Annotated in this window: 27 protein-coding genes; 18 read left to right on the top strand and 9 right to left on the bottom strand. The window is 52.2% G+C overall.

Going from position 1 to position 25,425, the window contains the following annotated elements:
- The first annotated feature begins 429 nt into the window (after positions 1-429).
- Together VRZ32_RS07850 and VRZ32_RS07855 are read left to right on the top strand one after the other, a co-directional pair.
- On the top strand, positions 430-1,053 hold the full coding sequence (locus tag VRZ32_RS07850; RefSeq protein ID WP_414525195.1) for a nucleoside deaminase: 624 nt from the start codon (positions 430-432) through the stop codon (positions 1,051-1,053).
- Between the two features lie 231 nt (positions 1,054-1,284).
- On the top strand, positions 1,285-2,505 hold the full coding sequence (locus VRZ32_RS07855) for a pyridoxal phosphate-dependent aminotransferase (RefSeq protein ID WP_414525196.1): 1,221 nt from the start codon (positions 1,285-1,287) through the stop codon (positions 2,503-2,505).
- 22 nt (positions 2,506-2,527) lie between these two features.
- Here VRZ32_RS07855 and VRZ32_RS07860 read toward each other — a convergent pair whose 3' ends face one another.
- The 4 genes from VRZ32_RS07860 to VRZ32_RS07875 form a co-directional block, all read right to left on the bottom strand.
- Positions 2,528-2,791, bottom strand: coding sequence for a hypothetical protein (locus VRZ32_RS07860; protein WP_414525197.1), 264 nt, complete (start codon positions 2,789-2,791; stop codon positions 2,528-2,530).
- A 298-nt stretch (positions 2,792-3,089) separates the two neighbouring features.
- The gene (locus VRZ32_RS07865) at positions 3,090-3,548 is read right to left on the bottom strand and encodes a type III secretion system chaperone (protein WP_414525198.1); all 459 of its coding nucleotides are present in this window, start codon (positions 3,546-3,548) and stop codon (positions 3,090-3,092) included.
- Positions 3,549-3,660: 112 nt separating this feature from the next.
- Entirely contained in the window at positions 3,661-4,095 is a 435-nt protein-coding gene (locus VRZ32_RS07870; protein ID WP_414525199.1) for an HIT family protein, read from the bottom strand.
- Between the two features lie 247 nt (positions 4,096-4,342).
- Positions 4,343-4,714: a response regulator gene (locus tag VRZ32_RS07875; protein ID WP_414525200.1), complete on the bottom strand. Its 372-nt coding sequence runs from the start codon at positions 4,712-4,714 to the stop codon at positions 4,343-4,345.
- A 474-nt stretch (positions 4,715-5,188) separates the two neighbouring features.
- Here VRZ32_RS07875 and VRZ32_RS07880 point away from each other — a divergent pair, with 474 nt between their 5' ends.
- The 4 genes from VRZ32_RS07880 to VRZ32_RS07895 all read left to right on the top strand — a co-directional run bounded on the left by VRZ32_RS07880 (position 5,189) and on the right by VRZ32_RS07895 (position 8,141).
- The gene (locus VRZ32_RS07880; RefSeq protein ID WP_414525201.1) at positions 5,189-5,494 is read left to right on the top strand and encodes a DUF3572 domain-containing protein; all 306 of its coding nucleotides are present in this window, start codon (positions 5,189-5,191) and stop codon (positions 5,492-5,494) included.
- 261 nt (positions 5,495-5,755) lie between these two features.
- Positions 5,756-6,226: a RidA family protein gene (locus tag VRZ32_RS07885; protein ID WP_414525202.1), complete on the top strand. Its 471-nt coding sequence runs from the start codon at positions 5,756-5,758 to the stop codon at positions 6,224-6,226.
- Positions 6,226-6,969 (top strand): glycerophosphodiester phosphodiesterase family protein, encoded by a 744-nt coding sequence (locus VRZ32_RS07890; RefSeq protein ID WP_414525203.1) that lies wholly within the window; start codon positions 6,226-6,228, stop codon positions 6,967-6,969. The genes VRZ32_RS07885 and VRZ32_RS07890 overlap by 1 nt, the downstream gene beginning before the upstream one ends.
- A complete protein-coding gene (locus VRZ32_RS07895) occupies positions 6,966-8,141 on the top strand; it encodes a GNAT family N-acetyltransferase (protein ID WP_414525204.1) in 1,176 nt (391 codons plus the stop codon). Before VRZ32_RS07890 ends, VRZ32_RS07895 begins: the two co-directional genes overlap by 4 nt.
- Positions 8,142-8,246: 105 nt before the next feature.
- Here the strand turns inward: VRZ32_RS07895 and rpmG are convergent, their stop codons facing one another.
- Positions 8,247-8,414, bottom strand: a complete 168-nt coding sequence (gene rpmG, locus VRZ32_RS07900; protein WP_414525205.1) for a 50S ribosomal protein L33 — start codon at positions 8,412-8,414, stop codon at positions 8,247-8,249.
- A gap of 269 nt (positions 8,415-8,683) precedes the next feature.
- Between rpmG and VRZ32_RS07905 the strand changes: the two genes are divergently transcribed.
- The 7 genes from VRZ32_RS07905 to VRZ32_RS07935 all read left to right on the top strand — a co-directional run bounded on the left by VRZ32_RS07905 (position 8,684) and on the right by VRZ32_RS07935 (position 14,936).
- Positions 8,684-8,923 (top strand): twin-arginine translocase TatA/TatE family subunit, encoded by a 240-nt coding sequence (locus VRZ32_RS07905; protein ID WP_414525206.1) that lies wholly within the window; start codon positions 8,684-8,686, stop codon positions 8,921-8,923.
- A gap of 150 nt (positions 8,924-9,073) precedes the next feature.
- Entirely contained in the window at positions 9,074-9,766 is a 693-nt protein-coding gene (gene tatB, locus VRZ32_RS07910; RefSeq protein WP_414525207.1) for a Sec-independent protein translocase protein TatB, read from the top strand.
- Positions 9,763-10,605 carry a twin-arginine translocase subunit TatC gene (gene tatC / locus VRZ32_RS07915; RefSeq protein WP_414525208.1) on the top strand — a complete coding sequence of 281 codons (843 nt, stop codon included), beginning with the start codon at positions 9,763-9,765 and terminating at the stop codon, positions 10,603-10,605. The genes tatB and tatC overlap by 4 nt, the downstream gene beginning before the upstream one ends.
- 86 nt (positions 10,606-10,691) lie before the next feature.
- Positions 10,692-11,987, top strand: coding sequence for a serine--tRNA ligase (gene serS, locus VRZ32_RS07920; RefSeq protein ID WP_414525209.1), 1,296 nt, complete (start codon positions 10,692-10,694; stop codon positions 11,985-11,987).
- A gap of 43 nt (positions 11,988-12,030) precedes the next feature.
- On the top strand, positions 12,031-12,804 hold the full coding sequence (gene surE / locus VRZ32_RS07925) for a 5'/3'-nucleotidase SurE (RefSeq protein WP_414525210.1): 774 nt from the start codon (positions 12,031-12,033) through the stop codon (positions 12,802-12,804).
- Between the two features lie 12 nt (positions 12,805-12,816).
- Positions 12,817-13,521, top strand: coding sequence for a protein-L-isoaspartate O-methyltransferase family protein (locus tag VRZ32_RS07930; protein WP_414525211.1), 705 nt, complete (start codon positions 12,817-12,819; stop codon positions 13,519-13,521).
- A 185-nt stretch (positions 13,522-13,706) separates the two neighbouring features.
- The gene (locus tag VRZ32_RS07935; RefSeq protein WP_414525212.1) at positions 13,707-14,936 is read left to right on the top strand and encodes a peptidoglycan DD-metalloendopeptidase family protein; all 1,230 of its coding nucleotides are present in this window, start codon (positions 13,707-13,709) and stop codon (positions 14,934-14,936) included.
- Between the two features lie 59 nt (positions 14,937-14,995).
- Here the strand turns inward: VRZ32_RS07935 and VRZ32_RS07940 are convergent, their stop codons facing one another.
- The gene (locus tag VRZ32_RS07940) at positions 14,996-15,883 is read right to left on the bottom strand and encodes an ATP-binding protein (protein WP_414525213.1); all 888 of its coding nucleotides are present in this window, start codon (positions 15,881-15,883) and stop codon (positions 14,996-14,998) included.
- Positions 15,884-15,994: 111 nt separating this feature from the next.
- Here VRZ32_RS07940 and yajC point away from each other — a divergent pair, with 111 nt between their 5' ends.
- From yajC to VRZ32_RS07965, 5 genes are all read left to right on the top strand, one after another.
- A complete protein-coding gene (gene yajC, locus VRZ32_RS07945) occupies positions 15,995-16,378 on the top strand; it encodes a preprotein translocase subunit YajC (RefSeq protein ID WP_414525214.1) in 384 nt (127 codons plus the stop codon).
- A 117-nt stretch (positions 16,379-16,495) separates the two neighbouring features.
- Positions 16,496-18,103, top strand: coding sequence for a protein translocase subunit SecD (gene secD / locus VRZ32_RS07950; RefSeq protein WP_414525215.1), 1,608 nt, complete (start codon positions 16,496-16,498; stop codon positions 18,101-18,103).
- A 54-nt stretch (positions 18,104-18,157) separates the two neighbouring features.
- The gene (gene secF, locus VRZ32_RS07955) at positions 18,158-19,108 is read left to right on the top strand and encodes a protein translocase subunit SecF (RefSeq protein WP_414525216.1); all 951 of its coding nucleotides are present in this window, start codon (positions 18,158-18,160) and stop codon (positions 19,106-19,108) included.
- 15 nt (positions 19,109-19,123) lie between these two features.
- Positions 19,124-19,510 carry an Mth938-like domain-containing protein gene (locus VRZ32_RS07960; protein ID WP_414525217.1) on the top strand — a complete coding sequence of 129 codons (387 nt, stop codon included), beginning with the start codon at positions 19,124-19,126 and terminating at the stop codon, positions 19,508-19,510.
- Positions 19,511-19,577: 67 nt separating this feature from the next.
- Complete coding sequence (locus tag VRZ32_RS07965; protein ID WP_414525218.1) at positions 19,578-20,468, top strand: phytoene/squalene synthase family protein; 891 nt, start codon at positions 19,578-19,580, stop codon at positions 20,466-20,468.
- On the opposite strand, the gene trmFO is transcribed toward VRZ32_RS07965, so the two are convergent.
- The 3 genes from trmFO to uvrA form a co-directional block, all read right to left on the bottom strand.
- On the bottom strand, positions 20,445-21,878 hold the full coding sequence (gene trmFO / locus VRZ32_RS07970) for a methylenetetrahydrofolate--tRNA-(uracil(54)-C(5))-methyltransferase (FADH(2)-oxidizing) TrmFO (protein ID WP_414525219.1): 1,434 nt from the start codon (positions 21,876-21,878) through the stop codon (positions 20,445-20,447). The genes VRZ32_RS07965 and trmFO overlap by 24 nt on opposite strands.
- Before the next feature lie 201 nt (positions 21,879-22,079).
- Positions 22,080-22,235: a DUF1127 domain-containing protein gene (locus VRZ32_RS07975; protein WP_414525220.1), complete on the bottom strand. Its 156-nt coding sequence runs from the start codon at positions 22,233-22,235 to the stop codon at positions 22,080-22,082.
- Between the two features lie 202 nt (positions 22,236-22,437).
- Complete coding sequence (gene uvrA, locus VRZ32_RS07980; protein ID WP_414525221.1) at positions 22,438-25,368, bottom strand: excinuclease ABC subunit UvrA; 2,931 nt, start codon at positions 25,366-25,368, stop codon at positions 22,438-22,440.
- Between the last annotated feature and the right edge of the window lie 57 nt (positions 25,369-25,425).

The raw sequence follows: 25,425 nt of genomic DNA on the forward strand, positions 1-25,425 counted from the left end.
ATGAAAATTATACACGGGCTGGTTTGATTGTAATGCACAATACCATATCTGCTTCAGCAAGCCTGCTCGCTCCAGAGCTTATCTCGCTCTTGCATTGCTAAACCACTTTAATAATCAGTCAGTAAATTTACGTGCGCAAAGAAAATGTCATTCACTTATCGCAAACATTGATAATATTAATTGCAATTAATGCTTTAATTTAGCGACATATTAAAACAAGCTAGCGCTCGTGCCAAAAACGTGTAGCATACTATAGTGAGCGATATACTTAGGCCATGAAGTAACTTGAGCACTTTAAATTGGCGCGTTTATGCAGGGCTACATCGTCCTGCATAAAAAATAAAAATATAAGCTGTGGACCAGCTATTGGGTTCTATCGAGCAGCACGAATTGCTGAAGTTTATCTAAAACAACATGGATACTTCAAAAATGACCGACTCTCCATTGGATGCTCTTTTTTCTTCTGCGCACGTGCTACAGCGTCGCGACTTCCTTATCGCAAGCACAACCATGTTAGCAGGCTCTCTTACAGGAGCGCATGCTGCGGTTGCAGAAGACACAAATGTACGCCAAGCCGTTAGCGATGCTGATCGCAAATATATGAGCGAGGCAATCCAACTCATGCGCAAAGCTGGGGTCGTGGATAAGACAGGCGGTCCCTTCGGCGCTGTGATTGTGCGTAATGGTGAGGTCTTGGCCGCAACTGGCAATAGCGTACTACGCGATAATGATCCTTCCGCACATGCCGAAGTCAACGCAATGCGCGCTGCCTGCAAAAAAATCGGGGCCCCAAATCTGGAAGGCGCCGTTATGTTTTCAAGCTGCGAGCCGTGTCCGATGTGTTACTCAACAGCCTATTGGGCACGTGTTGATAAAATCTATTATGCTGCCGCATGGTCAGATTATGCAGATCTGTTTGATGATTATAATATCAGCGTTGATCTGGAGAGACCCTACGCAGATCGTACTGTAAAAATTGAACAGATTATGCAGCAAGATGCACAGAAAGTATGGCTGGAATATCGCGAGCTACCCCAAAAGACCCGATACTAAAGCACCGCAGTAAGGTTAAGCATTGTTGGCATCGGTACAGCCAGCTTCTAAAATATTATGGCCGTGCGATCTCATAAACGCACGGCCTTTTGTTATATTCATGTCTCTATCAATTACAGGAAGCTTTAAGCCGCAGCATACCGGTGTTATGGTCACTGCTTTCTGACTTCGTGCAGTTTTTTGAGCGACGGGATTGCACCTGGAAAGTCACACTGAAAGGTTCCATCCGCCATGTCGGATATAAAAGCATCGGATATCAGGCTATTCGATAGCCGCAACCCTGCACGCCAACGCCGTGCCGCAGAACGCCTGTCACATGTGTCTCCATTTCTGGCGATGGACGTTCTGTCAGCCGCAAAAAGTATTGAACGGGCAGGTGGCAGTGTTATTCACATGGAACTTGGAGAGCCGTCATCCCCAACGCCACGTGTCATCCGTGAGGCAGCACAGCGTGCACTTGAGATAGGCAAGATCAGCTACACCGAGGCCCTTGGGCGCGATTCCCTGCGCGAGCGGATCAGTCGTTATTATCGTGACATCCATAACGTACACGTTCATCCAGCCCGCATTGTTATCACAACAGGCTCATCAGCTGGCTTTGTGCTATCGTTTCTGGCGTTATTTGAACCAGGTGCGCGGATTGCTGTATCTGCACCAGGATATCCCGCTTATCGCAATATCTTCACAGCATTAGGACTGGAAGCTGTACCCGTACCGCTTGATGACAGCAATGGCTGGATGCTTACCGGCGCAGCAATCGCACGTCTCCACGCGCAAAAGCCACTCGATGGCGTCCTCGCCATGAGCCCGGCAAATCCCTCTGGCGTCACAATGGAACGAGCGACACTTGCCGCATTAGCGCAAAACTGCCGATCCCTCGGCATATGGCTGATTTCCGATGAAATATATCATGGCCTGACCTATGGCATGCAGGCAGAAACGGCCCTCGCTTTTGATGATGAAGCCATCATCGTCAATTCGTTTTCGAAATACTATTGCATGACTGGCTGGCGTATTGGTTGGCTCGTACTACCAGAGGAACTGGTAAGAGGGGTGGAGCGCTTGGCGCAAAATCTCTACATATCTCCGCCATTGCTATCGCAGATTGCTGCTGAAGCAGCATTCGATGCAACTGACGAGTTGGAAGTGATTAAAGCTGGATATGCCGCAAACCGTGATTTGCTGTTGAACGAACTACCCAAAATCGGGCTGGGCCGGGGTCCGATAGCCAATGGCGCCTTCTATCTATACATCGACGTTAGCCATTTGAGCGATAATTCACTCACGCTTAGCCAAAACCTCCTCAATAAAGCAGGAGTTGCTGTTACGCCTGGACTTGATTTTGATCCTGAGAATGGTGCCGCTTACATACGCCTGTCATATGCTGGATCCCTCACGGATTGTCGGGAAGCAGTCACGCGATTGCACGGATTTATCACAGCCAACCATTAAAGTGGCTGTGATTTTGTCGCGATTACATGAAATATGCACGCAGGCTATTTGCCGCTGCGCTATCTGCATACGCAGTCCGTAAACCAATAACCGCAGAGTTACCACTGAACAATGCCGCCTTGGGAAGAGGGCGCTCTCCATCAAAAGCAGTACTAACTGCCTTTGCAGCAGTTTGTCCGGTTTCTACCTTTGTACTCACAACAAACGCTGAAAGACCCGGTGCACGCGGAACACTTGTATAATCTGTTGTTGGAAGAGGAGCAGAACCGCGCAGCGCATGTATCATACCATCACTCCAGAAAGATAAAACTAAATCAAACACTTATCGACACCGCATGAAGCATTTTCTAACCGGAACCCCTTAAAGGGCGCTTCCTCAAAGCGGCCATGCAGTAAGATTTTACTACATCGTAAATAAAGTTTACGCTCTTTTCATTGCAATGCAATAACGAAATTGGAACCAATATGCTTTTTCGACGTTATATAGCGCTTTCAGAAGGGAGCAGATAAAGGCGTATTGATTGAAAACCATGGTCGGCTTCGCCTTAAAGCCAATAACGACATAAGTTGAGCTATAAAATAATTTACCCAACATTTCCGGCAGGCGCGGCATTAATCGCCAATGCATCCTTCAAAAACTCTGGCGAGCTGATTAGCTTGCTCCAGGCAGTAGCGATTTTCGCTGCGTGACGCACAAAGTCCTCAAAAGCATCAGCCGTAAGATGCGAGGCTACGATATGATCAATGTAAAATAATTGCTCACTATTCCGGTTAAGGCCAATAAACCCCTGACGTGCTAGCAGCCCTGCAACAAGATTGAACTCAAGGATGTGTGCATAGACTTCTGCAATGCTCGACGAAGAGAGAACAGCAACCTCTGACGAAATCAGGAACAGATCTTTTTTCGCGTCAAATTGAATATCAAGGAATGTTTCGCCAACACGCACTTGCAACAGATTATTCTCGTCAAAAGACAACTGCCACATCCCCAAGCGGGAGCCCAGTTGAGATACGAGATAAACCGCATGTTCTGACGGCAACATAATCAAGCCCCAAGTTAATAAATAATATTTATTTTACACGAATTCTGCAATTAAACCAAGTGCAACACTTCCCCCACCAGGAGGAAATACTCCGCATTGGCCAGGAATTCGCTTAACTGTCTTTCTGCAAGGCTGCGCGAATGCGTGCCGCATGCTTGGCCAATATATCAGGATCAGCGAATCCACCCGTTGCATGGCCGCGCAATTCTATGCCTTCGAAGCACGGCACAATATGAACATGCAGATGAAAAACGGTTTGTCCCGCTGGCGCTTCGTTATATTGTACGATCATTAATCCATCAGCATTGAATGCATTTTTTACAGCACTGGCGATGCGTTGGACAGCAGCAAAAAGCGTAGTCACAGTTTCTGGATCAGCATCAAGTAAATTACGAGACGGCGCTTTAGGCACCACCAATGTATGACCATCACTTTGCGGCATAACATCCATAAATGCCAGGATATCATCGTCTTCATAGACTTTGACAGCAGGAATCTCGCCCCGGATAATTTTCGCAAAAATATTCGCGGAATCATAGCTGACCATGATGCGTTTACTCCTAATCGCGCGGTTGAACGAAGAAAACTCGCTTCGCAGAATGCTCTGAAAAGGCATCGCAACTCAGCGCTCGCCCGTCAACGGGGATGGATGATTTCATGTCTGAAACAATGGGAAAATAGAAAATGAGAAGATAATAGGCCTACGAACGACAGCTATGCATAACACCATGCATAGCCATAAGAGAAATAAATAAGGCTGATTTGTTTATCTCTCTTGGAAACAGCGCTTTCAATCAGCTCTTTGGCGCATAAGTGCGCACGGTCTCAAGGAATTTTGCGACCGAGATTGGCTTAGACAGATACGCCTCGCAACCACTGGCGCGGATACGTTCCTCATCCCCTTTCATGGCAAAAGCTGTCACTGCAATAACAGGGATATCGCGCAGTTTCGCATCAGCCTTGAGCCATTCCGTCACCTCAATTCCCGATATCTCAGGCAGCTGAATATCCATAATGATCAGATCAGGCAGATGCTCGGCTGCAATATCCATAGCATCGCGCCCATTGGTGGCTTTGAGTGTGGCATAGCCGTGGGCCTCCAACAGATCGCCGAAGAGCTTCATATTCAACTCATTGTCCTCGACGATCAGCACTGTGCTGGTCATACCCACTCCTTATTTTCAAAACTCAAACGCATCAGACACTTAACTACCTCTACAAGGCAAATTTCAGCTTTTAAACCAAAATGCACTCTCTACTTTTTACGCTTTCTCTCAACATTCAGGAAAAACTTATATTTGGATAAGAATTTTTACACCCGCTCTGCACAGTTCACGCTTAATATATCACGCCAGCCTATGCGATCTTCACCATCTGTATAGCCTTCTTCAAGGTTCATTATAGCAGCCAAGTTGTCGATAAAGTGTTACCCGCGCTTCATTATGGCGATCAGCATCATTGCATATGACAAGTAAATTGCCGATTCCTTATTTCGGCACAAATATAGGCTCAAAACCCGCTGCTTTTACTGCAATCATGGCGATATCCACTGCTAGATGCGAGTCTGATATCCCATTGACATGAAAAGAGTTTATAATCGCATCTAATTCTCATTCAACCATGAATAGAAAGTGGAAATTATGCGCCAGCCCGATGCACAGCCAGTCTTGGAGGCTGAATCCCTTGCCATCAAGGCACTGGCATTCCTGGCGAGCGATCCTGAGAGACTTGGGCGGTTTCTTGCGATTACGGGTCTTGGTCCAGAGACGATTCGTAAAGCCGCTTCAAATCCGGGTTTTCTGGTAGCGGTTCTGGATTATCTGGCTAACGATGAAACTTTGCTTGTCGCTTTCGCTGCCAATGCAGGCCTAGCTCCTGAAAAAGTTGCCCAGGCGCATATGCGGCTGCAAACGCTGAGTGCCAGTCGCCAGACAGACGACATTTAAGACTTATGGATGGCAGCATTGCTACAAATGCGCCTGTATGCTGGTTAACTGAAAAGCCACACAAGATCGCAATCGTATGGGTGGATTGGCATTTTCGACGGTCACCGTGAACTTTCACGCCTTGCATCGTTTGGTTGCATGGGCCAAAACCGTCATTGTTCGGGTTTTTCATTCGCGATCCTGTAGCGCATTTATGCGCCAAGGATGCAAGAAGCTAAAAATCCGCGTCCTTCAACGACTAGATACAATGAGAGAACGAAAATGAACGCTATCAATACAAGACTCGCAGAACTTGGTATTACCCTGCCAACGCCAGCAACCCCCGTTGCCAATTACGTTTCATTCGTTCAGTCGGGCTCTATGCTTGTCATCTCTGGTCAATTGCCTCTTGGAAGTGATGGTACGCTCGCTGAACAGCATAAGGGCAAAGTTGGTGGCAATGTTACGCCTGAAGTCGCCGCTGAAGCTGCACGCCTTGCTGCCATCAACATTCTGGCGCAAGCACAAGCCGCAGTTGGCGATCTGTCACGCATTGTGCGTATTGTCCGGCTTGGCGGCTTCATCAACACAGCTCCCGGTTTTACAGCTGTTGCACCGGTAATGAATGGCGCTTCAGATCTCGTCGTTGCAGTGCTTGGCGACGCGGGTAGACATGCGCGCTCAACAGTTGGCGTTGCAGAACTGCCGCTTGGCGCAGCAGTTGAAGTTGAAGCGATGATCGAGATCGCATAATGCGCGCACCCGCCTGGCTAACTGCACAACCTATCGCCCATCGCGGTCTTCATGACGCACGCCTCGGCGTGATCGAGAACACCTTGACTGCAGGCGAGGCTGCGGCGCAGGCGGGTTTTGCCATTGAATGTGATGTGCAGCTATCGGCAGATGGTGAGGCTGTGGTGTTCCACGACTTCACTCTCGACCGTCTGACAAGCGGGCAAGGGCGCGTTGATGCTCTTTCTGTCTCTGCACTTGCTGCTCTTTCCTATAAGAACTGCGATGATCGGATTATCCCGCTGGCTACTTATCTTCATCAGATTGCCAGGCGCGTCCCGCTCATCATCGAGATTAAAAGCCGGTTTGATGGCGATCTACGTCTGGCGCGCCGTGTAGCTGAAATTGCGAACAGCTGGGCAAGCCATGTTGCACTGATGTCGTTCGATCCCAATATCATACAGGCACTGCGAGAGTTAGCACCTCATCTGCCACGCGGGATTGTCGCTGAAACGTCTTATGAGCATGGAGAGTGGGAAATATTAAGCGCAGAACAGCGTAGCGATTTCACCCACTTCACCCATATTAAGCATAGCCAGCCAGATTTCCTTGCATGGAATGTACGTGATTTCCCTGCCGCCACGCCAACTCTCGTACGTCACTTTGGGCTACCCGTTTTGACATGGACCGTGCGCACCCCTGACGATCGGGCACAGGCTGCACAGTTTGCCGATCAGATAATCTTCGAGGGTTTTCGTCCTTGAAAGTCAGCATAGCAGACTGCATCAACGATATTCCCGCACAAGACTGGGACGCTTGCGTTCTCGATGCTGCGGCACGTTCTCCCGGGACTGACCCGGATAATCCATTTCTACGCCATACGTTTTTGCGGGCCCTTGAAGAATCCGGCTCGGTCAATGCGCGCACGGGCTGGCAGCCATTGCATCTTGTTGTTCATGATGACGTCGGGTCACTTGTCGGCGCTGCCCCATGTTATCTCAAGGGGCACTCGCGCGGTGAATATGTCTTCGATCATTATTGGGCAGATGCCTATGAACGGGCAGGGGGAAGCTATTATCCCAAGTTGCTCGTGGCCATTCCTTTTACACCCGTAACGGGTCCCCGGCTTATGGTGCGAGATGGTCCGCAGGCAGGCGAGGTCGCAACAGCGTTGATTGATGGATTGCGCATGCTGCAAGATGAAACGCTCGCATCCTCCACCCACGTCAATTTCATTACGGAATGGGAATCCCAGCGTCTGAAGCATAACGGCTTTCTCCCTCGCATTGATTGTCAGTATCACTGGAGTAACGAGGGCTTCAGCACTTTCAATGACTTCCTATCGACGCTCACTTCACGCAAACGCAAAGCTCTCAACCGCGAGCGGCGCGAAGTGCTGGATGCAGACATTACTATTGAGCGCCTGAATGGCGACGCGATAACGCGTGAGCATTGGGATGCGTTCTATGACTTTTACCAGGATACTGGCCATCGTAAGTGGGGAAAAGCCTATATTTCCCGCTCTTTTTATGACGATATAGCCGATAAATTTGCAGACCGTGTATTACTGGTAATGGCAAAGCGGGAAGGCCGTTATATCGCCGGTGCAATCAACTTCATTGGTCGCGAAACTCTCTTCGGCCGGCATTGGGGCACGATCGAGGATCACCCCTTTCTTCATTTCGAAGTTTGCTACTATCAAGCCATCGAATTCGCCATTGAGCGGGGGCTCAAGCGGGTAGAGGCTGGCGCGCAGGGAGATCACAAGTTAGCGCGCGGATACCGACCTGTGCTGACACGCTCGGCCCACAACATTGCTGATCCTAACTTCAAACGCGCTGTTGCAGAATATCTGGAGCGCGAGCGACCTGCCGTTGAGCTTGAAGCCGCCCAGCTAAACGAAGAAACGCCGTTTCGTCAGCCCGTCAAAATCTGATACATCCCTTCACATAACTGGTCAGCAAAACTCTCAAGCCAATAAAAAACACCCCTGTGATGACTTCACAAGGGTGCTTTTATGATTCTCTCAAAAACAAAGATCTTACTTGATCTTGGTTTCCTTGAACTCAACGTGCTTGCGCGCAACTGGATCATACTTCTTGAGCGAGAGCTTCTCGGTCATCGTACGGGAGTTCTTCTTGGTCACATAGAAGAAGCCGGTGTCGGCAGTCGACGCGAGCTTGATCTTGATCGTGGTGGCCTTAGCCATGGCGTAACCTCTATCAGGTCGACGCCACAGGGGGCGTCCAGAAAAAATGGAAAAAGCCGGAAACCCGGCCATTCATGAGTTGTGACATGCCGCATCAAGCCGCCAGTGTCAAGAGCGCGTCAGCCTCTGTCGTAGGGATTATGCTAACAAAAAAGCGTATGATGATGAAATTCTTGTTTTCACCACATGACATACCTAGTTTAAAGAACACATGAGATGTCATCGGTGCGCAAGCCGATGCAGTTTTGATTCGTTTCGGAGGAATTGGCATGGGTGGGTTTGGCAGCATATGGCACTGGATCATCGTCGGTGGCCTTGTTCTGTTGCTGTTCGGCGGCCGTGGCAAGGTTTCTGATCTGATGGGCGATGTAGCCAAGGGCATCAAGGCGTTCAAGAAAGGCCTGTCGGACGATGACAAGCCAACTGTCGCCGAAACCGAGGTGAAGAAGCCTGTCACACATCAGGAAACTGCAAAAGCCCCGGCACCTGAAAGCAGCAAAATTAGCTGACTCGGTAGCCGTAGCAATAGATAGCGCTGAGTAATTGATAGCCGGAAGCAATTTCCGGCATACTTTCTCTACGCATAAAACATTCATAAGCAATGAGTTACGACGTCATTTTGATGTTATGCATCAAATAATGAGGCGATTGAGCGCGGCATGTTCGATTTAAGTTGGAGTGAAATTCTGCTCGTGGGGGCCATCGCGCTGGTCGTCATCGGCCCGCGGGAATTGCCACGTGTTTTGCGGACGGTTGGGCAAACATTGTCAAAAGTACGCCGCATGGCGGGGGAATTCCAAACGCAGTTTAATGCCGCAATGCGCGAGGCAGAGCTTGATGAGTTGCGCCAAACAGTGCGTGACGTGCAACAAACTGCAAGCCAAGCCATGGCCACAGATGTCAGCGCGGCCTTTAACCCCTTGCGGACGGCGCGTGATGAACTGAAGAATGCGCTTCAGAAGACTGACGCGGGAACAACACCAGCTCCAACAACCTACAGTGTTGATCCAACATTGGATATTGCTCTGGGGCAGAAGGTTGAAAATTCTCTGGCTGCGGTCTCTCCAATCCCCAGGTTTGATCAAACCGCCCCTAACGTGGAGCTGGAGCATACATTTGCGCAAGAACACCCGCCGCTGACGTCTTATAGCGCCACACCTCCGAAAAAAGTCTCTCCTCGGAAAGCAAAGCGTGTGATTATCGCAGCCCCCAGGGATGCTGTAAAACCGCTCATGCGACCATCTTTGGGAACTTCGCGACTATATAAAAGAACAAAGTTCGCTGCATTTCCTGCGCGCAACCGCCGCGCGCCGCAAACAATCCCTGTTAGCGATGGAGAGGGCAACGAATGAGCACGCCTGTCCATTTTGATGCGAGCGAAACATTGAGCGCCAAGTCTCCCAGCGAAGATGATGAGATCGAGTCCACGAAGGCCCCGCTCATTGAGCATCTCATTGAGCTGCGCTCACGTCTGATTAAAGCACTCATAGCGTTCATCGTGATGTTTTTCATCTCTTTTGCCTTTGCAAAGGAGATCTACAACATCCTTGTCTGGCCCTATATTTTCGCAGCAGGCGAGGGGGCGGATGTGGTGCTGATCTATACAGCACCGCTGGAATATCTGTTTACACAGATCAAGATAGCAGCCTTTGGCGCATCTTTTCTGTCGTTCCCTATCGTTGCCATCCAGATCTACAAATTCGTTGCGCCCGGGCTATATCGCAATGAAAGGCGGGCATTTTTGCCCTATCTTTTTGCCACACCCTTCTTCTTCATATTAGGCGCGTTGGTGGTGTATTTCATCGCCATGCCAATCGTGATGCGGTTTTCTATCGGCCAGCAGCAAGTGGCTGAAGCAGGGCAGGCAGCAATCCAGTTATTGCCAAAAGTCAGTGAATATCTCTCATTGATCACAACGCTGATTTTTGCCTTTGGAATCTGTTTTCAGCTACCGGTCATTCTCAATTTGCTTGCACGCGCGGGGGTAATTGACTCCAATTACCTGAAATCGAAGCGCCGCTATGCAATTGTTATCGTTTTTGCTGTTGCTGCTGTTTTAACGCCACCTGATGTCATCAGTCAGATCGCCCTTGCAGTACCAACGTTGCTCCTTTACGAGCTTTCTATAGTCTCGGTCCGTATGATCGAGAAAAAGCGCGCCGCCGAGGAGGCTGCACGGGAGAAAGATTGATCCCGTTTTGCCGCCCCGGTGCGATTTGGCAAGGGTAAATTTAGGGAGAAACGGCGCACTATAATGCTGCGCTGTTCAGGAACGTCATGCACGACATCCGTACCATTCGCGATAATCCTGAGAGCTTTGATGCTGCGCTTGCGCGTCGCGGTCTGGCGCCTGCGGCACAATCAGTTCTGGCGATTGATGATAGTCGCAAGTCTGCCATCGCTTCGCTGCAGGTGATGCAGGAAAAGCGCAACGCAATCTCGAAAGAAGTCGGGCAGGCAAAGGCGGCTAAGGACGAGCCACGCGCACAGGCGCTGATGGCAGAAGTTGCCGCCCTTAAAGATGCCATGCAGCAGGCGGACGACGTGCAAAAAGCGGCAATTGCCGAGCTTGATATCGTTCTTGCTGCGATTCCCAACCTGCCGCTTGCAGAAGTGCCGAATGGGCCGGATGAAACCGCCAATGTTGAACACCATCAGTTTGGCGCCAAACGCAGCTATGATTTTACTCCCCGCCAGCATTTCGAAATCGGCGAACAGCTTTCGCAAATGGATTTTGAGACGGCAGCGAAGCTATCAGGCTCACGTTTTGTGGTGTTGAAGGGCCACCTGGCCCGTCTTGAGCGCGCTATCGGCCAGTTCATGCTCGATATGCATACCCAGCATCACGGCTACACCGAAATAAACCCGCCACTGCTGGTGGGTGACGATGCCATGTTTGGCACGGCGCAATTGCCAAAATTCTTTGATGATCAGTTTGCGGTTTCTGACAACAAATGGCTCATCCCTACAGCTGAAGTGCCGCTAACCAATCTGGTGCGCGAGCTTATTCTGCCAGAAGGCGAGTTGCCACTGCGGTTTACAGCGCTCACCCCATGCTTCCGCCGTGAAGCTGGATCAGCAGGTCGTGATACGCGCGGCATGCTGCGTCAGCACCAGTTCTCCAAGGTTGAGCTGGTGTCGATCACCACGCCTGAGGCTTCGCTTGAAGAGCATGAGCGCATGCTTTCCTGCGCGGAAGCTGTGCTGAAAGCGCTCGATCTGCACTATCGCGTTGTGACACTTTGCACGGGCGATATGGGCTTTGCCTCGCAGAAAACTTACGACATCGAAGTCTGGATGCCAGGGCAGGATGCCTATCGCGAGATTTCAAGCTGCTCCGTTTGCGGTGATTTCCAGGCACGGCGCATGAATACGCGCTACCGCCCCAATGATGAAAAGACCTTCGGCAAAGGGCCACGGTTCGTGCACACGCTCAATGGCTCCGGCACGGCTGTCGGGCGCGCGCTTATCGCGGTGATGGAAACCTGGCAAAACGGCGATGGTACAGTCACTGTTCCTCCCGCACTGCGTCCCTATATGGGCGGCATAGAAACCATCGAGGCCGCCAATTAAACGGCCTTCATGGCATCAATTATAAAACGCAAGGGATCCGACGATGCGCATTCTCCTGACCAATGACGACGGCATCAACGCCGAAGGCCTTGCAGTGCTGGAGAGAGTGGCATCAGAACTTTCCGATGATGTGTGGGTGGTGGCGCCAGAAACAGACCAAAGCGGCGTTTCTCACTCACTATCGCTGCATTCCCCATTGCGCATGCGGCAGCTGGGCGAAAAACGGTTTGCCGTATCTGGCACCCCGACCGACTGCGTGATTATGGCAGTGCGTCACCTCTTCAAAGATGCACCGCCTGATCTTGTGCTCTCTGGCATTAATGTCGGGCAGAATGTTGCAGAGGATGTGATCTATTCCGGCACAGTTGCCGGGGCGATGGAAGGCACCATTCTGGGCATTCCATCCATTGCCATGTCGCAGGTATATGGCCCGCACGGCCGGGATGCGATGCATTGGGAATGTAGCGAAGCGCATGCGGCAGGCGTGATACGACGCATTCTTGAGGCGGGTATTGAACCCGGCATTCTGGTGAACATCAACTTTCCCAACTGCACTCCGGATGAAGTAGCAGGCATTGCCGTAACGGCGCAGGGGCGGCGGAATGTTGCCTTCATGAAGGTTGAAGAACGTCAGGATGGTCGTGGCCATCCCTACTACTGGCTGATGGGCGCACGCCTGCCTCATGATACGAAGGATGGCACGGATTTATGGGCTGTGCGCGATAACCACATCGCCGTTACTCCCCTGCAAATCAACCTCACGCACGAACCCAGCATGACGCGTTACGCTAGTCTTTTTCATGGTTTAAGCGATTGATTTGAGCAGCGAATGACCGACTATTCATCTCACCATCAGGCATCAATAGCAGAAGACACAGTCGCATTTTTGCTGAGTCTGCGCGAGAGAGGCATTCGCGATATCGCTCTCTTGCGCGCCATGGAGATGGTTCCACGGGATCTCTTCGCACCACGCCGTTTCAGCGATCTGGCGCGTGCTGATATCTCGTTGCCACTTTCATGCGGGCAGACGATGACAGCCCCCAGAATCATCGCCAACATGCTACTGGCACTTAAGATAAAGCCGGAGCATAAGGTATTCGAGGTTGGATCAGGCTCCGGTTACGTCTCCGCTGTTTTGGGGCGCATGGCTGGGCATGTTGTGTCGGTTGAACGTTACCGAACGCTAGCGCTGGCAGCCTCTGAGCGCATTGCAACGATTAACCTTTCGAACGTCGTTCTGCTGCCCGCAGATGGTCTGGCTGCACAGACGGTTGCCGATCAACGCTTTGATCGTATCCTCCTTAACGGCACCATTTCTGGCGACGTGCCCGCTGCACTGCTTGATAGCCTCAAGCCGGGCGGCTTGCTTGTAGGGGCAAAGATGATCTACGGTGCCTCAAAGCTCATCCGCATTACGCGCCGGGAAGATGCGGAGAATATGGAATCAGAAGATGATTCTTCCGAATTTACGCAAGAGATTCTAGGCTCTGTTCGGCTGCCACCTTTAGCGCACGGGGTTGCGCAGGTTCTTTAAAGCCCATTTCTCGCAATCAGCTCGCCTTATAAAACGCCCATTCGATGGCATAAGTGCCATTTCAGTAAAAATCACTGATCAAGGTGAATCAAATCGCTCCTTTATAGGGTTTGGCAACGCTTGCTTAACCAAAATCCGATCTAATCAGCGACATCAAGATTCACGTGTATGGGTAAGGTGGGACGATGCCGGGTATCGAAAAAACGTTACTGCCAATGGTTAATGCAGGAACAATCAAGCGTCTTGCAGTTGCGAGCTTGCTTGCGAGCACGGTTGCGGCATGCAGTTCGGACACCATGCGCTTTGGCGACAACCCATTCTCAAACCCCTTCAACGAGACGCGTGTTGCTGATACGAATCCCACAGGCAGCATCGGTTATTCACCAACATTGCCTGTACAATCAGCGCCGCTTGCACCACCTCAACAAGCTGCTTATCCGACATCTCAACCGGCGGTGATGCACACAACACAGGCCGTTGAGGCCGTCAGCGGCTCGGCTAAAGGCTGGTCAGCGCAGGGCGGATCAGCCGTGTACGTGGGCACGGGAGACACGTTGGCAACGCTATCCGGCCGCTATAACGTGCCGACTGCAGCGATTCTGGCAGCGAATGGCATGACAAATCCATCACAGATCGCTCCAGGCCAGAAACTGGTTATCCCGGTTTATAATCCTGCTGGCAGCACGATGCCTGTGGCTACTGCAGCAACTCCGACATCGGCTTCATACCCAGTGGCAACCGCTGGCAAGGCGCCTATGCAGGCAGCGGCCCCCATGCCTCCGGCAATGGCAAAGCCCGTTCAACGCGTTGAAACAGCAGGGGTCTCTCTTAACGAACAGGCATCAAGGATTTCGAAGGCTAACGCTCCGCTTGCACCACAGGCGCCGGCTCGCCAAGTGGTAGCCGCTCTACCGCCAGCGACAGAAGCTGCGCTGCCTAAGCCAGTTGAACAGAAAGCCGCCGTTGCAGTTGCCCCCACGCCCACCAAGCCAGCACAGCCAGTTGCAGAACAAGCTGCTGCATCTGAAAAATCAGCCGCAACGGAAGAAAAAGCGGGCTTCCGTTGGCCAGCACGTGGACGCGTGATCAATGGCTTTGGCAGTGGAAATGAAGGCATCAACATCGCCGTTCCAGAAGGCACCCCCGTGAAAGCGGCGGAAGGTGGGGTGGTTGCTTATGCTGGCAATGAATTGAAGGGCTACGGCAATCTGGTGCTGATCCGTCACGAAAATGGTTGGGTTAGTGCATATGCCAACAATGGCGAACTGAACGTTAAGCGCGGAGAAACAGTCGCACGCGGCCAGACCATCGCAAAATCCGGCCAGACCGGCAACGTAACCTCGCCACAGCTGCATTTTGAGTTACGCAAGGGCTCCAAACCAGTTGATCCGCTGCCACATCTTGCCGGCCTGTAATTATCTATCTTATCAATTGAAAAGGCCGCGTTCAGTCCGCGGCCTTTTTCATGCGCTGACTACATTTCGATCCGAACACCCATGCGGCCTGCGAGATCAGATATATACTGCCATGCAGTTCGTCCCGAACGCGCCCCACGCGTGGTAGACCACTCTAGCGCTTCAGCCCGCAATTGCTCTGCATCAATCTTGTCAGATAGCTTAAATTCATCAGCATAAGTATTTATCATTTCAAGATATTCGTCTTGGCTGCATTTGTGAAATCCGAGCCATAATCCAAAACGGTCAGAGAGAGAAATCTTCTCCTCAGCTGCTTCCCCGGGATTGATTGCCGTAGAGCGCTCATTCTCCATCATGTCGCGGGGCAATAAATGCCGCCTGTTTGATGTCGCATAAAAAATGACGTTCACGGGGCGTCCTTCAATGCCGCCTTCCAGCACCGCCTTCAACGATTTGTACGACGTATCATCAGAATCAAACGATAGATCATCGCAAAATACGATGAAGCGATGTGCGTCAGCGCGCAGAATTCCCATGAGTGCGGGCAGGGTCTCGATGTCCTCTCGATGAATTTCCACAAGTTTCAGTGGCAAGGAATCGGATTGCCGTCGCCCATTAATTTCTGCATGCACAGCCTTCACCAGGGACGACTTGCCCATACCTCGCGCGCCCCATAGCAGGGCATTGTTCGCGGGCAGTCCATTGGCAAAACGCTGCGTGTTATCGGCAAGCGTATCGCGCAGCCGATCAATGCCCCGCAAAAGCCCCATCTCAACACGATTAACGTGCGGCACAGGATGCAGCGTACCAGGTGGTTGCCAGACAAATGCATCTGCTGCCTTGATATCGGGCGCTTTGGGGAGAGGGGGCGTCAGTCGCTCAATAGCATTTGTGAGGCGCTGCAGCTGCTCCAAAATGGCTGCCGTATCGGAACGCTGACCCGTCATGATGCATACTTCCGCATGATAATTTCCTTCCGGCCATCAAAAGCGCGTACGTGGCGTTTGATTTCGCTTGCGCGATGGTTATAGTCCGCGCAACTTTCCGACTCCATATCCATGTTGGATGGACGAGCCGTTTCTTTTGGAGGACTATCCGTGATCTCGCAAGCCTTCGCCCAAGGCGCAACCCCAGCTGCCGGTGGCGGCGACATGTTGATCCAGTTCATTCCCTTCATCCTTATCTTCGTGGTGATGTGGTTCCTGATCCTGCGTCCACAACAAAAGCGCGCCAAGGCGCATCAAGAACTGGTCAAGGGCGTGCGCCGCGGCGACGTGATTGTGACCTCAGGCGGTTTTATCGCCAAGGTCACAAAGATTGTTGACGACAGCGAAATCGAGGCCGAAATCGCTGATGGCGTCAAGGTTCGCATCGTGCGTTCAACCATTGCAGACGTTCGCACAAAGAGCGAGCCGGTGAAGACCGATACGCCTGCGGCCTGATAATCGTGGAGGTCATATTTGATATGAACCTCGCCAGCCAATGATAAAACTCCGCCCCGGCAAACTGGTTTGTCGGGGTAGAACGTCAATCGGCATCGTAAGGAAGGCCGTCCGATAATGCTTCGTTATTCGACCGGCAAGGTCGTTGCCGTTCTCGTACTGACCCTGCTCGGCTTTTTGTTCGCAGCTCCCAGTCTGTTCACGCCCGAACAACGCGACGCTTTCATTGAAGCAGTGCCTTCGTGGATTCCACGGGTGCTGGTGCCTCATCGTGGCATCGTGCTTGGGCTTGACCTGCAAGGCGGTTCCCATGTTGTGCTAGAGGTTGATACCAACGACCTGCTGCGTACGCAGATCAATCTGTTACGCGATGACGTGCGTGCGATCCTACGTGATGAGCGCGTTACAGCCCAGGGCGGTATCGTCATCCAGCCGCGCGGCGTACAGATCCGCCTCACGGATGAGGCTGCACGTAATAAGGTGCTGCCGCGCCTGCGTGAGTTGGCTCAGCCAGTTGGCAACCCCATGCTGGGGCAGACGGGCGCAACAAGCATCAACATTAACACCACGAGCGATGGGCTGATCCAGCTGTCACTTTCCGAAGCCGGTATTAACGAGCGGGTTCGTCGTGCTGTCGATCAGGCTATTGAGGTGTTGCGTAGGCGCGTTGACGCCCTCGGCACGACTGAGCCAAACATTCAGCGCGAAGGCGCTGACCGTGTGCAGGTGCAAGTGCCCGGCCTTCAGGACCCGCAACGCCTGAAAGAAATTCTTGGCCGTACCGCAAAGCTTGAGTTCCGTTTTGTATCGGAAACCGGCTCTGGTGATGTCGATAACATTCCTTCGCAAGAATTCCCCGGCCAGACATTCCCGGTAGAACGTCAACAAGCTGTTGATGGTGCCGATCTGGTTGATGCACAGCCATCGTTTGATCCTCAATCCGGTCGTCCAATTGTCAATTTCCGCTTTAACATGCGTGGCGCACAGCGTTTTGGGCAAGCAACCACGGAGAACGTTGGTCGATTGATGGCAATTGTTCTCGACAATGAAGTGATCTCCGCCCCACGTATCCAGACACCAATTACCGGCGGTTCTGGGATGATTTCGGGCAGCTTTACGGTTGAGCAGGCCAATAACCTGTCGATTCTTCTGCGTGCAGGCGCGCTTCCTGCCAAACTCACGATTGTCGAAGAACGTACTGTCGGCCCTGGTCTTGGCCAGGATTCCATTGAGGCTGGTAAGGCCGCTGTAGCGGTATCGACGGTTCTCGTCGCGCTGTTCATGTTTGCGACATACGGCACTTTCGGCATTATCGCCAACATCGCGCTTATCGTCCATGTGGTGTTCATTTTCGCACTGATGTCATTGCTTGGTGCGACACTCACTCTTCCAGGTATTGCAGGTATCGTGCTCACCATCGGTACAGCGGTGGACTCGAACGTGCTGATTTATGAGCGGATGCGTGAAGAGTTTCGCAGTGGGCGCTCGTTGGTGATGTCTCTAGAAGCCGGCTTTAACCGGGCATTTGCGACCATCATCGATTCGAACTCCACCATGCTAATCGCTGCATTAATCCTGTTCTTCCTAGGTTCAGGGCCAGTGCGTGGGTTTGCGGTGGTCTTCATTCTGGGCATTCTGACAACGGTAATCACGGCTGTTACGATGACACGCATGATGGTGGCGTTGTGGTATCGGCTGGCACGGCCTAAAAAGCTGCCGTTCTGATCTATATATTGACGGGCATGCTCGCGCTGCGGGCATCCTGTGAAGGAGAATAGTGTGCGCCTGCTTCGCATCTACCCCGATAATACCCGTTTCGGTTTTGTCCGTTTTCGGCGCGTAACGCTGCCTTTTTCGGCACTACTCGTCATCTTGACGATTATTCTTGGTTTCACCACGGGTCTGAATTTCGGCATCGACTTTCGCGGCGGCACTCTGATTGAGTTGCAAGCCAAGTCTGGCCATGCGGATGTTGGCACTATCCGTCAGGCAGCTGAGGGGCTGGGATTCGGCGGCGTCGAAGTGCAGGAATTTGGCTCGCAAGGTGGTGTTTCCCTGCGCTTTGCCATTCAGGAAGGTGGCGAATCAGCACAAAGCAATGTCGTGCAACAGGCGCGCAACACGTTCGAGTCCGATTACGAATTCCGCCGTGTGGAAACGGTTGGTCCACGCGTATCGGGTGAGCTTGTGCGTTCTGGTACACTAGGCGTTGTGCTAGCGATTGGCGCGGTGATGGTCTATCTGTGGTTCAGATTTGAGCTACAACTCGCTATCGGTGCTATTATCGGCACCATTCATGATATTATCCTGACTGTTGGCTTCTTTATCGTTACGCAATCTGAATTCAACATGACCTCGATTGCAGCGATTTTGACCATTGTAGGTTACTCACTGAACGAAACGGTTGTGGTGTTTGACCGTACGCGTGAGCTCATGCGTCGCTACAAGACCATATCGGTGGAAGAGCTGCTCGATCTATCCGTCAACACCACCATGTCACGTACTGCGATGACCGCTACGACAACATCTTTGGCAGTATTGGCACTCGTGCTGTTCGGCGGAGAGGCGATACGTGGCTTTGCTGAGGTGATGTTGTTCGGTGTGGTGATCTGTACATATTCGGCCGTTTTCGTATCATCGCCGATCCTGATATACCTCGGCTTGCGCTCCCGTCCAAATGCAGTAAGCGAAACCGCGACGGAATCAGCCGCTGCCAAGCAGGTGCCATAATGAAAGGTTCTGCCGATGGCAAAGCCTGAAGCGCGTTATGAGGGGTTCTTGCCAGGGCAGCATCCAATAGCAGCTTATGGTGATGGCGGTTTTCGCTTTGCAGAGATGTCGCACCGCGGCTCTCTGCTATTGCTGCCATCCGGTATCATGGCAATTGATGCAAATACTGTTGCAGAATTATCAGCAGAACAGCTATCCAAGGTGATTGAAGAGCGCGATTCTATTGAGCTGCTGCTTGTAGGCACAGGTAACAACTTGCACCCGCTAACAACACCTCTGCGGACTTTATTATTGGAGGCAGGTGTTCGTTGTGAGGTTATGCAGACGGGAGCGGCTATTCGCACCTACAATATTCTGCTTGCTGAAGATCGACATGTGGCTGCCATTCTTATTGCTGTTTGAGACTATCCGCGCGCATTGGCGTCTTCTTATTGTAAATTAACAAAATGCTTGGGGGAGTGCGCAACCAATGGCGCCAGCAGTATCGCGGCTGGAGAGTGCCTTCTCCCATTGTGAAGCACTTGTACGCGAGCAAGATCCTGATCGGTATTGGTCCTCTTTATTCGCGCCGGCCGACAAACGCCCATACTTGTTTGCGCTATACGCTTTCAGTATCGAAATCTCGCGTGTTCGCGATTGCATCAGCGCGCCATTACCGGGTGAGATCCGCTACCAATGGTGGCGTGACGTGCTGGATGGTATCACTTCAGGCGATCCCGGTGATTATGCTGCAGATGGGGCAGCGCATCCGATTGCTGAAGCGCTGATTGCAACTATCATGCAGTTTCAGCTGCCTATACAGGCCCTGCATGACCTTATCGACGCGCGCGTTTTCGACCTCTACGACGACATGATGCCATCACTCAACGATCTTGAAGGTTATTGCGGTGAAACATCGTCAGTACTTTTCAGATTGGCGAGTATCATTTTATGCAATGGCAATGAGCCAGGCGGCGCAGACGTTGCCGGACATGCCGGCGTTTCCTACGCTATAACCGGATTACTGCGTGCATTACCTTGGCACTTGCGGCGCGGGCAGGTGTTTTTGCCTGCCGATATTTTAGCAGAATCTGGTCTTAATCGGGATAGTATCTTGGCTTCTACCAGTGATGCCGCCTTGCTACCGGTTGTGACACGGATGCGCGATATAGCGCAGGCGCATTTCATGGAAGCCCAAGATTCTATAAGCGCTGTCGCACCAGAAGCGCGCGCGGCTTTTCTGCCAATTGCAACGATCCCCGCATACCTGTCGCAAACAAAACGACGAGGCTATGCACCTCGTCGTTCACTTATTAATCTGCCGCAATGGCATCGGCTATGGACGATTTGGCGCGCCTCACGCCGCTGGCGTGCGCTCTGAAAGTGCATTGAGCCACGCGGCCATATCAACCCGCGCACGGTCGGTCATGGCCTTTTTACGTGCACCAGCCTTTGCTGAACCACGCAAGCGCTTGCCATCTTCCGAACGCAAAGCCTCGGTCAGTGGTGGAAACAGGCCGAAGTTAATGTTCATCGGCTGGAATGATGAAGGCTTGGCAGTTTCAGTCTCGCCAGCTTCTGTTTCAACACTAACGTGGCCACCGGTGATATAGTCAATAAGCGCGCCAATAGCTGTCGTTTGCGGTGGCATCGGCAAAGCGTTGCCAAGCAGTTCGGCCGCAGCAAAACGCCCTGCCATCAGGCCAACAGCAGCGCTTTCAACATAGCCTTCACAGCCCGTCATCTGTCCCGCGAACCGCAAGCGCGGCAGCGCCTTGAGGCGCAAGGTGCGATCCAGCAGCTTTGGCGAGTTGATGAACGTATTACGGTGAAGACCGCCAAGACGCGCAAATTCCGCGTTTTCGAGACCTGGTATCATCCGCAGGATATGCGTCTGCGCGCCATACTTCAGCTTGGTCTGGAACCCAACGATATTATAGAGCGTTGCCGAAGCATTATCCTGCCGCAGCTGCACGATAGCGTACGATTTGACGGTCGGATCATTAGGATTGGTTAGCCCCACAGGCTTCATTGGGCCAAAGCGCAGCGTTTCACGTCCACGCTCTGCCATCACTTCGATGGGCAGGCAGGCGTTGAAATATGGCGTGTCCTTCTCGAAGTCGCGAAACTCGGTCTTTTCACCTGCCAGTAGTGCGTCAACAAAGGCGTTATACTGCTCTTCATTCATAGGGCAATTCAGATAATCCGCCCCCGTGCCGCCAGGTCCCGCCTTGTCGTAGCGCGATTGCGCCCAGACGATATCACGGTTGATGGAATCGGCGTGCACGATTGGCGCAATAGCATCAAAGAACGCAAGTGCGCCTTCACCCGTTACCTCATGCACAGATTCGGCCAATGCTTGTGAGGTGAGGGGACCTGTTGCGATAATGACCTGCCCCCATTCTTCAGGCGGCAGGCCCTTCACTTCTTCACGCACAATAGTGATCAGCGGATGCGCTTCAAGCGCCGCCGTCACAGCATTTGCAAAGCCATCACGATCAACGGCCAATGCCCCGCCGGCTGGCACCTGATGCGCATCGGCTTGCGCCATGATCAAGGATCCGAGCGCGCGCATTTCCTGATGCAGCAGCCCAACCGCATTCGTCTCGGCATCATCCGAGCGGAACGAGTTGGAGCACACTAACTCGGCCAAGGCCGTGGTCTTGTGCGCAGGGGAGGTGTTTTCGGGGCGCATTTCGTGCAGCACGACAGGCACGCCCTGTGAGGCGATCTGCCATGCAGCTTCCGAGCCAGCAAGGCCGCCACCAATTATGTGAACCGGATTCGTCATGCCGTCTTTGTGTCTCGCGCGCGAGGACACGTCAAGCGGCTTTAAGCAGCGGAAAATGCCTGCCGTCAGCAATACATCATAACGCAATCAAAAAACGATAAATGTTCGCAATAATGAGTAATGAGAAACGCCCGTCTTCAACAGGACGGGCGTTTCGATGCATCCTTCACGGACCCGATTTCACGCTTACGCGTGCGGGCATCATGCATTGGAGTACTTCTTTGCAACGTATGGGATTTCCCAACGCGAAAGACCAACATCGCTCAGTTCACGATCCGACAACTGCGACAGCTCACGAACGGTCTCACGATACAAGAACCACGCACGAACCTTCGACAAAACATAAGAAACGATCATTACACTCTCCTTAATCATCTAGGGGCGGCCAAATGCCATTCCCTATTGCAATGCAATATACATCATCATCTCATGATTAAGGAGAGAGCATTTTGAAGAGCAGTTAAGCAGTTATTGCATGGCTAATAGGCAATTAACACTTATTTTGCTCACATAGATGGCAAAAATAAGCTTAGTTTCACTTGTAAGCATTGCACTCACGTCATTCCGCAGCTTGTGTGCGCTTGCGAAGAGGGCGTCGTTCCAGCACCTCGTTCAAAAACCGCCCTGTATGGCTTAAACCATTGCTGGCTATGGCTTCTGGCGTTCCTTGCGCCACGATCTGCCCTCCACCATCGCCGCCTTCAGGCCCCATATCGATAACCCAATCAGCGGTTTTAATGACTTCAAGATTATGTTCGATGACAATCACAGTATTGCCCTGTTCCACCAACTCATGGAGTACTTCAAGCAATTTAGCGACATCATGGAAATGAAGGCCGGTAGTGGGTTCATCAAGAATATAAAGCGTGCGGCCAGTAGCACGCTTTGATAATTCCTTTGAAAGTTTGACACGTTGCGCCTCCCCACCGGAAAGGGTAGTCGCTGGCTGGCCGATTTTCACATAACCCAAACCAACGCGCGAAAGTGTCTGCAAGCGATCCCGGATAGCGGGCACGGCCTTGAATAGTTCAAGCCCCTCATCAACCGTCATATCGAGCACATCAGCGATGGAGCTGTTGCGATACTTGACCTCCAGCGTCTCTCGATCATACCGCTTGCCTTTGCAGACATCGCAGGTGACGTAAACATCCGGCAGGAAATGCATCTCAATTTTGATGAGGCCATCCCCCTGACACGCCTCGCACCGTCCACCCTTTACGTTGAATGAAAAGCGACCTGCCTGATAGCCACGCGCTTTTGCTTCAGGCAATCCAGCGAACCATTCGCGGATAGGCGTGAACGCCCCCGTATAGGTCGCCGGATTGGAGCGCGGCGTGCGGCCGATAGGTGATTGATCAATGTCGATTACCTTATCGAGATGCTCAAGCCCTTCAAGGGTATCAAACGGGGCAGGGTGGGTTATCGCCCCGTTCAAGCGCCTGGCAACGGCCTGATAAAGCGTATCAATGACAAGCGTTGATTTGCCACCACCAGATACACCTGAAACGCACGTAAAAGTGCCTAGCGGAAATGCCGCCTTCACATTTTTGAGATTGTTGCCGCGCGCGCCACTAAGCGTCAACATGCGGTCTTTCTTAGGCTTGCGGCGTTTGTCTGGCACGGGCACTGACAACTCACCAGTCAGATATTTGGCTGTCAGCGAATTGGTATCCTTCAGCAGCGCCTCTGGCTTGCCCTGCGCCACAATCTGCCCGCCATGAATGCCGGCCCCTGGCCCAACATCGACAACATAATCAGCCTGCAGAATGGCATCCTCGTCATGTTCCACCACGATAACCGTATTGCCGAGATCGCGCAGACGCTTCAATGTCTGCAGCAACCGCTCGTTGTCGCGCTGGTGCAAGCCGATCGAGGGCTCATCCAATACATAAAGCACACCCGTGAGCCCAGAGCCGATCTGGGAAGCCAGCCGGATGCGCTGACTCTCGCCCCCTGACAGCGAACCAGATGCGCGGGATAATGTCAGATACTCAAGCCCAACATCGAGCAGGAAGGTCAGGCGATCGCGGATTTCCTTCAGAATGCGCACCGCAATGGCATTTTGCTGTTCAGTAAGCGTTGCTGGCGTGGCCTCGAACCAATCCCGCGCTTCACTCACTGACATTTGCCCGACTTGGCTAATGTGCAGCCCGGCAATCTTCACCGCAAGCGCTTCCGGCTTCAGCCGATAACCATTACAAGCCTCACAAGGCGTTTCCGACATAAAGCGGGAAATATCCTCGCGCGCCCACTCACTATCCGTTTCTTTCCAACGGCGTTGCAAGTTAGGGATTACACCCTCAAACGCCTTGTTGACCTCGTAAGACTTATTGCCATCCGCATAGAGGATGCGCACTTTCTCACGCCCCGTGCCATATAATATCGCATTACGCAGTGCATCGGAAAGCTCCGACCATTTCGTTGTGGTATCCTCGCCGAAATGGGCTGAGAGCGCATCAAGCGTCTGGCCGTAATAGGGAGATGTCGATTTAGCCCACGGTGCAACAGCGCCATCGCGTAAGGTGCGTGTATCATCAGGCACGACAAGATCTGCCGATACATGCATTTCCCGCCCCAAGCCATCGCACTTGGGACATGCGCCATAAGGGTTGTTGAATGAAAATAGCCGTGGCTCAATCTCGGGTATCGTAAAGCCTGAAACAGGGCATGCGAATTTGGACGACAAGATCATACGCCGCGCGGCGCCCTTGTCGTCCTTCTCATCGGCAAATTCCAGCACAGCAATGCCATCAGCCAATTCAAGCGCCGCCTCCAATGATTCAGACAGACGCGCCGACATGTCAGCCCGCACCACAAGGCGGTCAACCACCACATCAATATCGTGCTTTAGCTTCTTATCGAGTGTTGGAGCATCTGCAATTTCATAGAACTCGCCGTCGATTTTCACCCGCTGAAATCCGCGCTTGAGAAAATCCGCAAGCTCCTTGCGATATTCGCCCTTCCGCCCGCGGACGACAGGCGCGAGCAGGAAAACGCGCGTTTTTTCAGGCAACGCCATAACACGATCCGCCATCTGACTGATGGTCTGGCTTTCAATCGGCAGGCCCGTAGCGGGAGAGTAGGGAATACCTACCCGCGCCCATAAAAGGCGCATGTAGTCATAAATCTCGGTAACCGTTCCCACGGTCGAACGCGGATTACGCGACGTCGTTTTCTGCTCGATGGAAATGGCGGGCGATAGCCCGTCGATCTGATCAACGTCGGGCTTCTGCATCATTTCCAGAAACTGACGCGCATAAGCCGAAAGCGACTCAACATAGCGCCGCTGGCCCTCGGCATAGATGGTATCAAACGCAAGCGACGACTTTCCAGAACCTGAAAGCCCCGTAAACACAACCAGCCTGTCACGCGGGATCGTCAGATCGACATTCTTAAGGTTGTGCTCACGTGCACCACGAATGCTGATAACATGGCGAGAGGCCGTAGCTGCCAGCGTCGATCCATCGAAAAAGTCATCAAGAGAGGCCATTGGTCACCGGCTGTTTGCGTTCATTCATCTCAAGGGCGCAAATTATACGACATTTGC

The sequence above is a fragment of the Pseudochelatococcus sp. G4_1912 genome (genome assembly GCF_047501465.1).
Taxonomy (GTDB): Bacteria; Pseudomonadota; Alphaproteobacteria; order Rhizobiales; family Beijerinckiaceae; genus Pseudochelatococcus.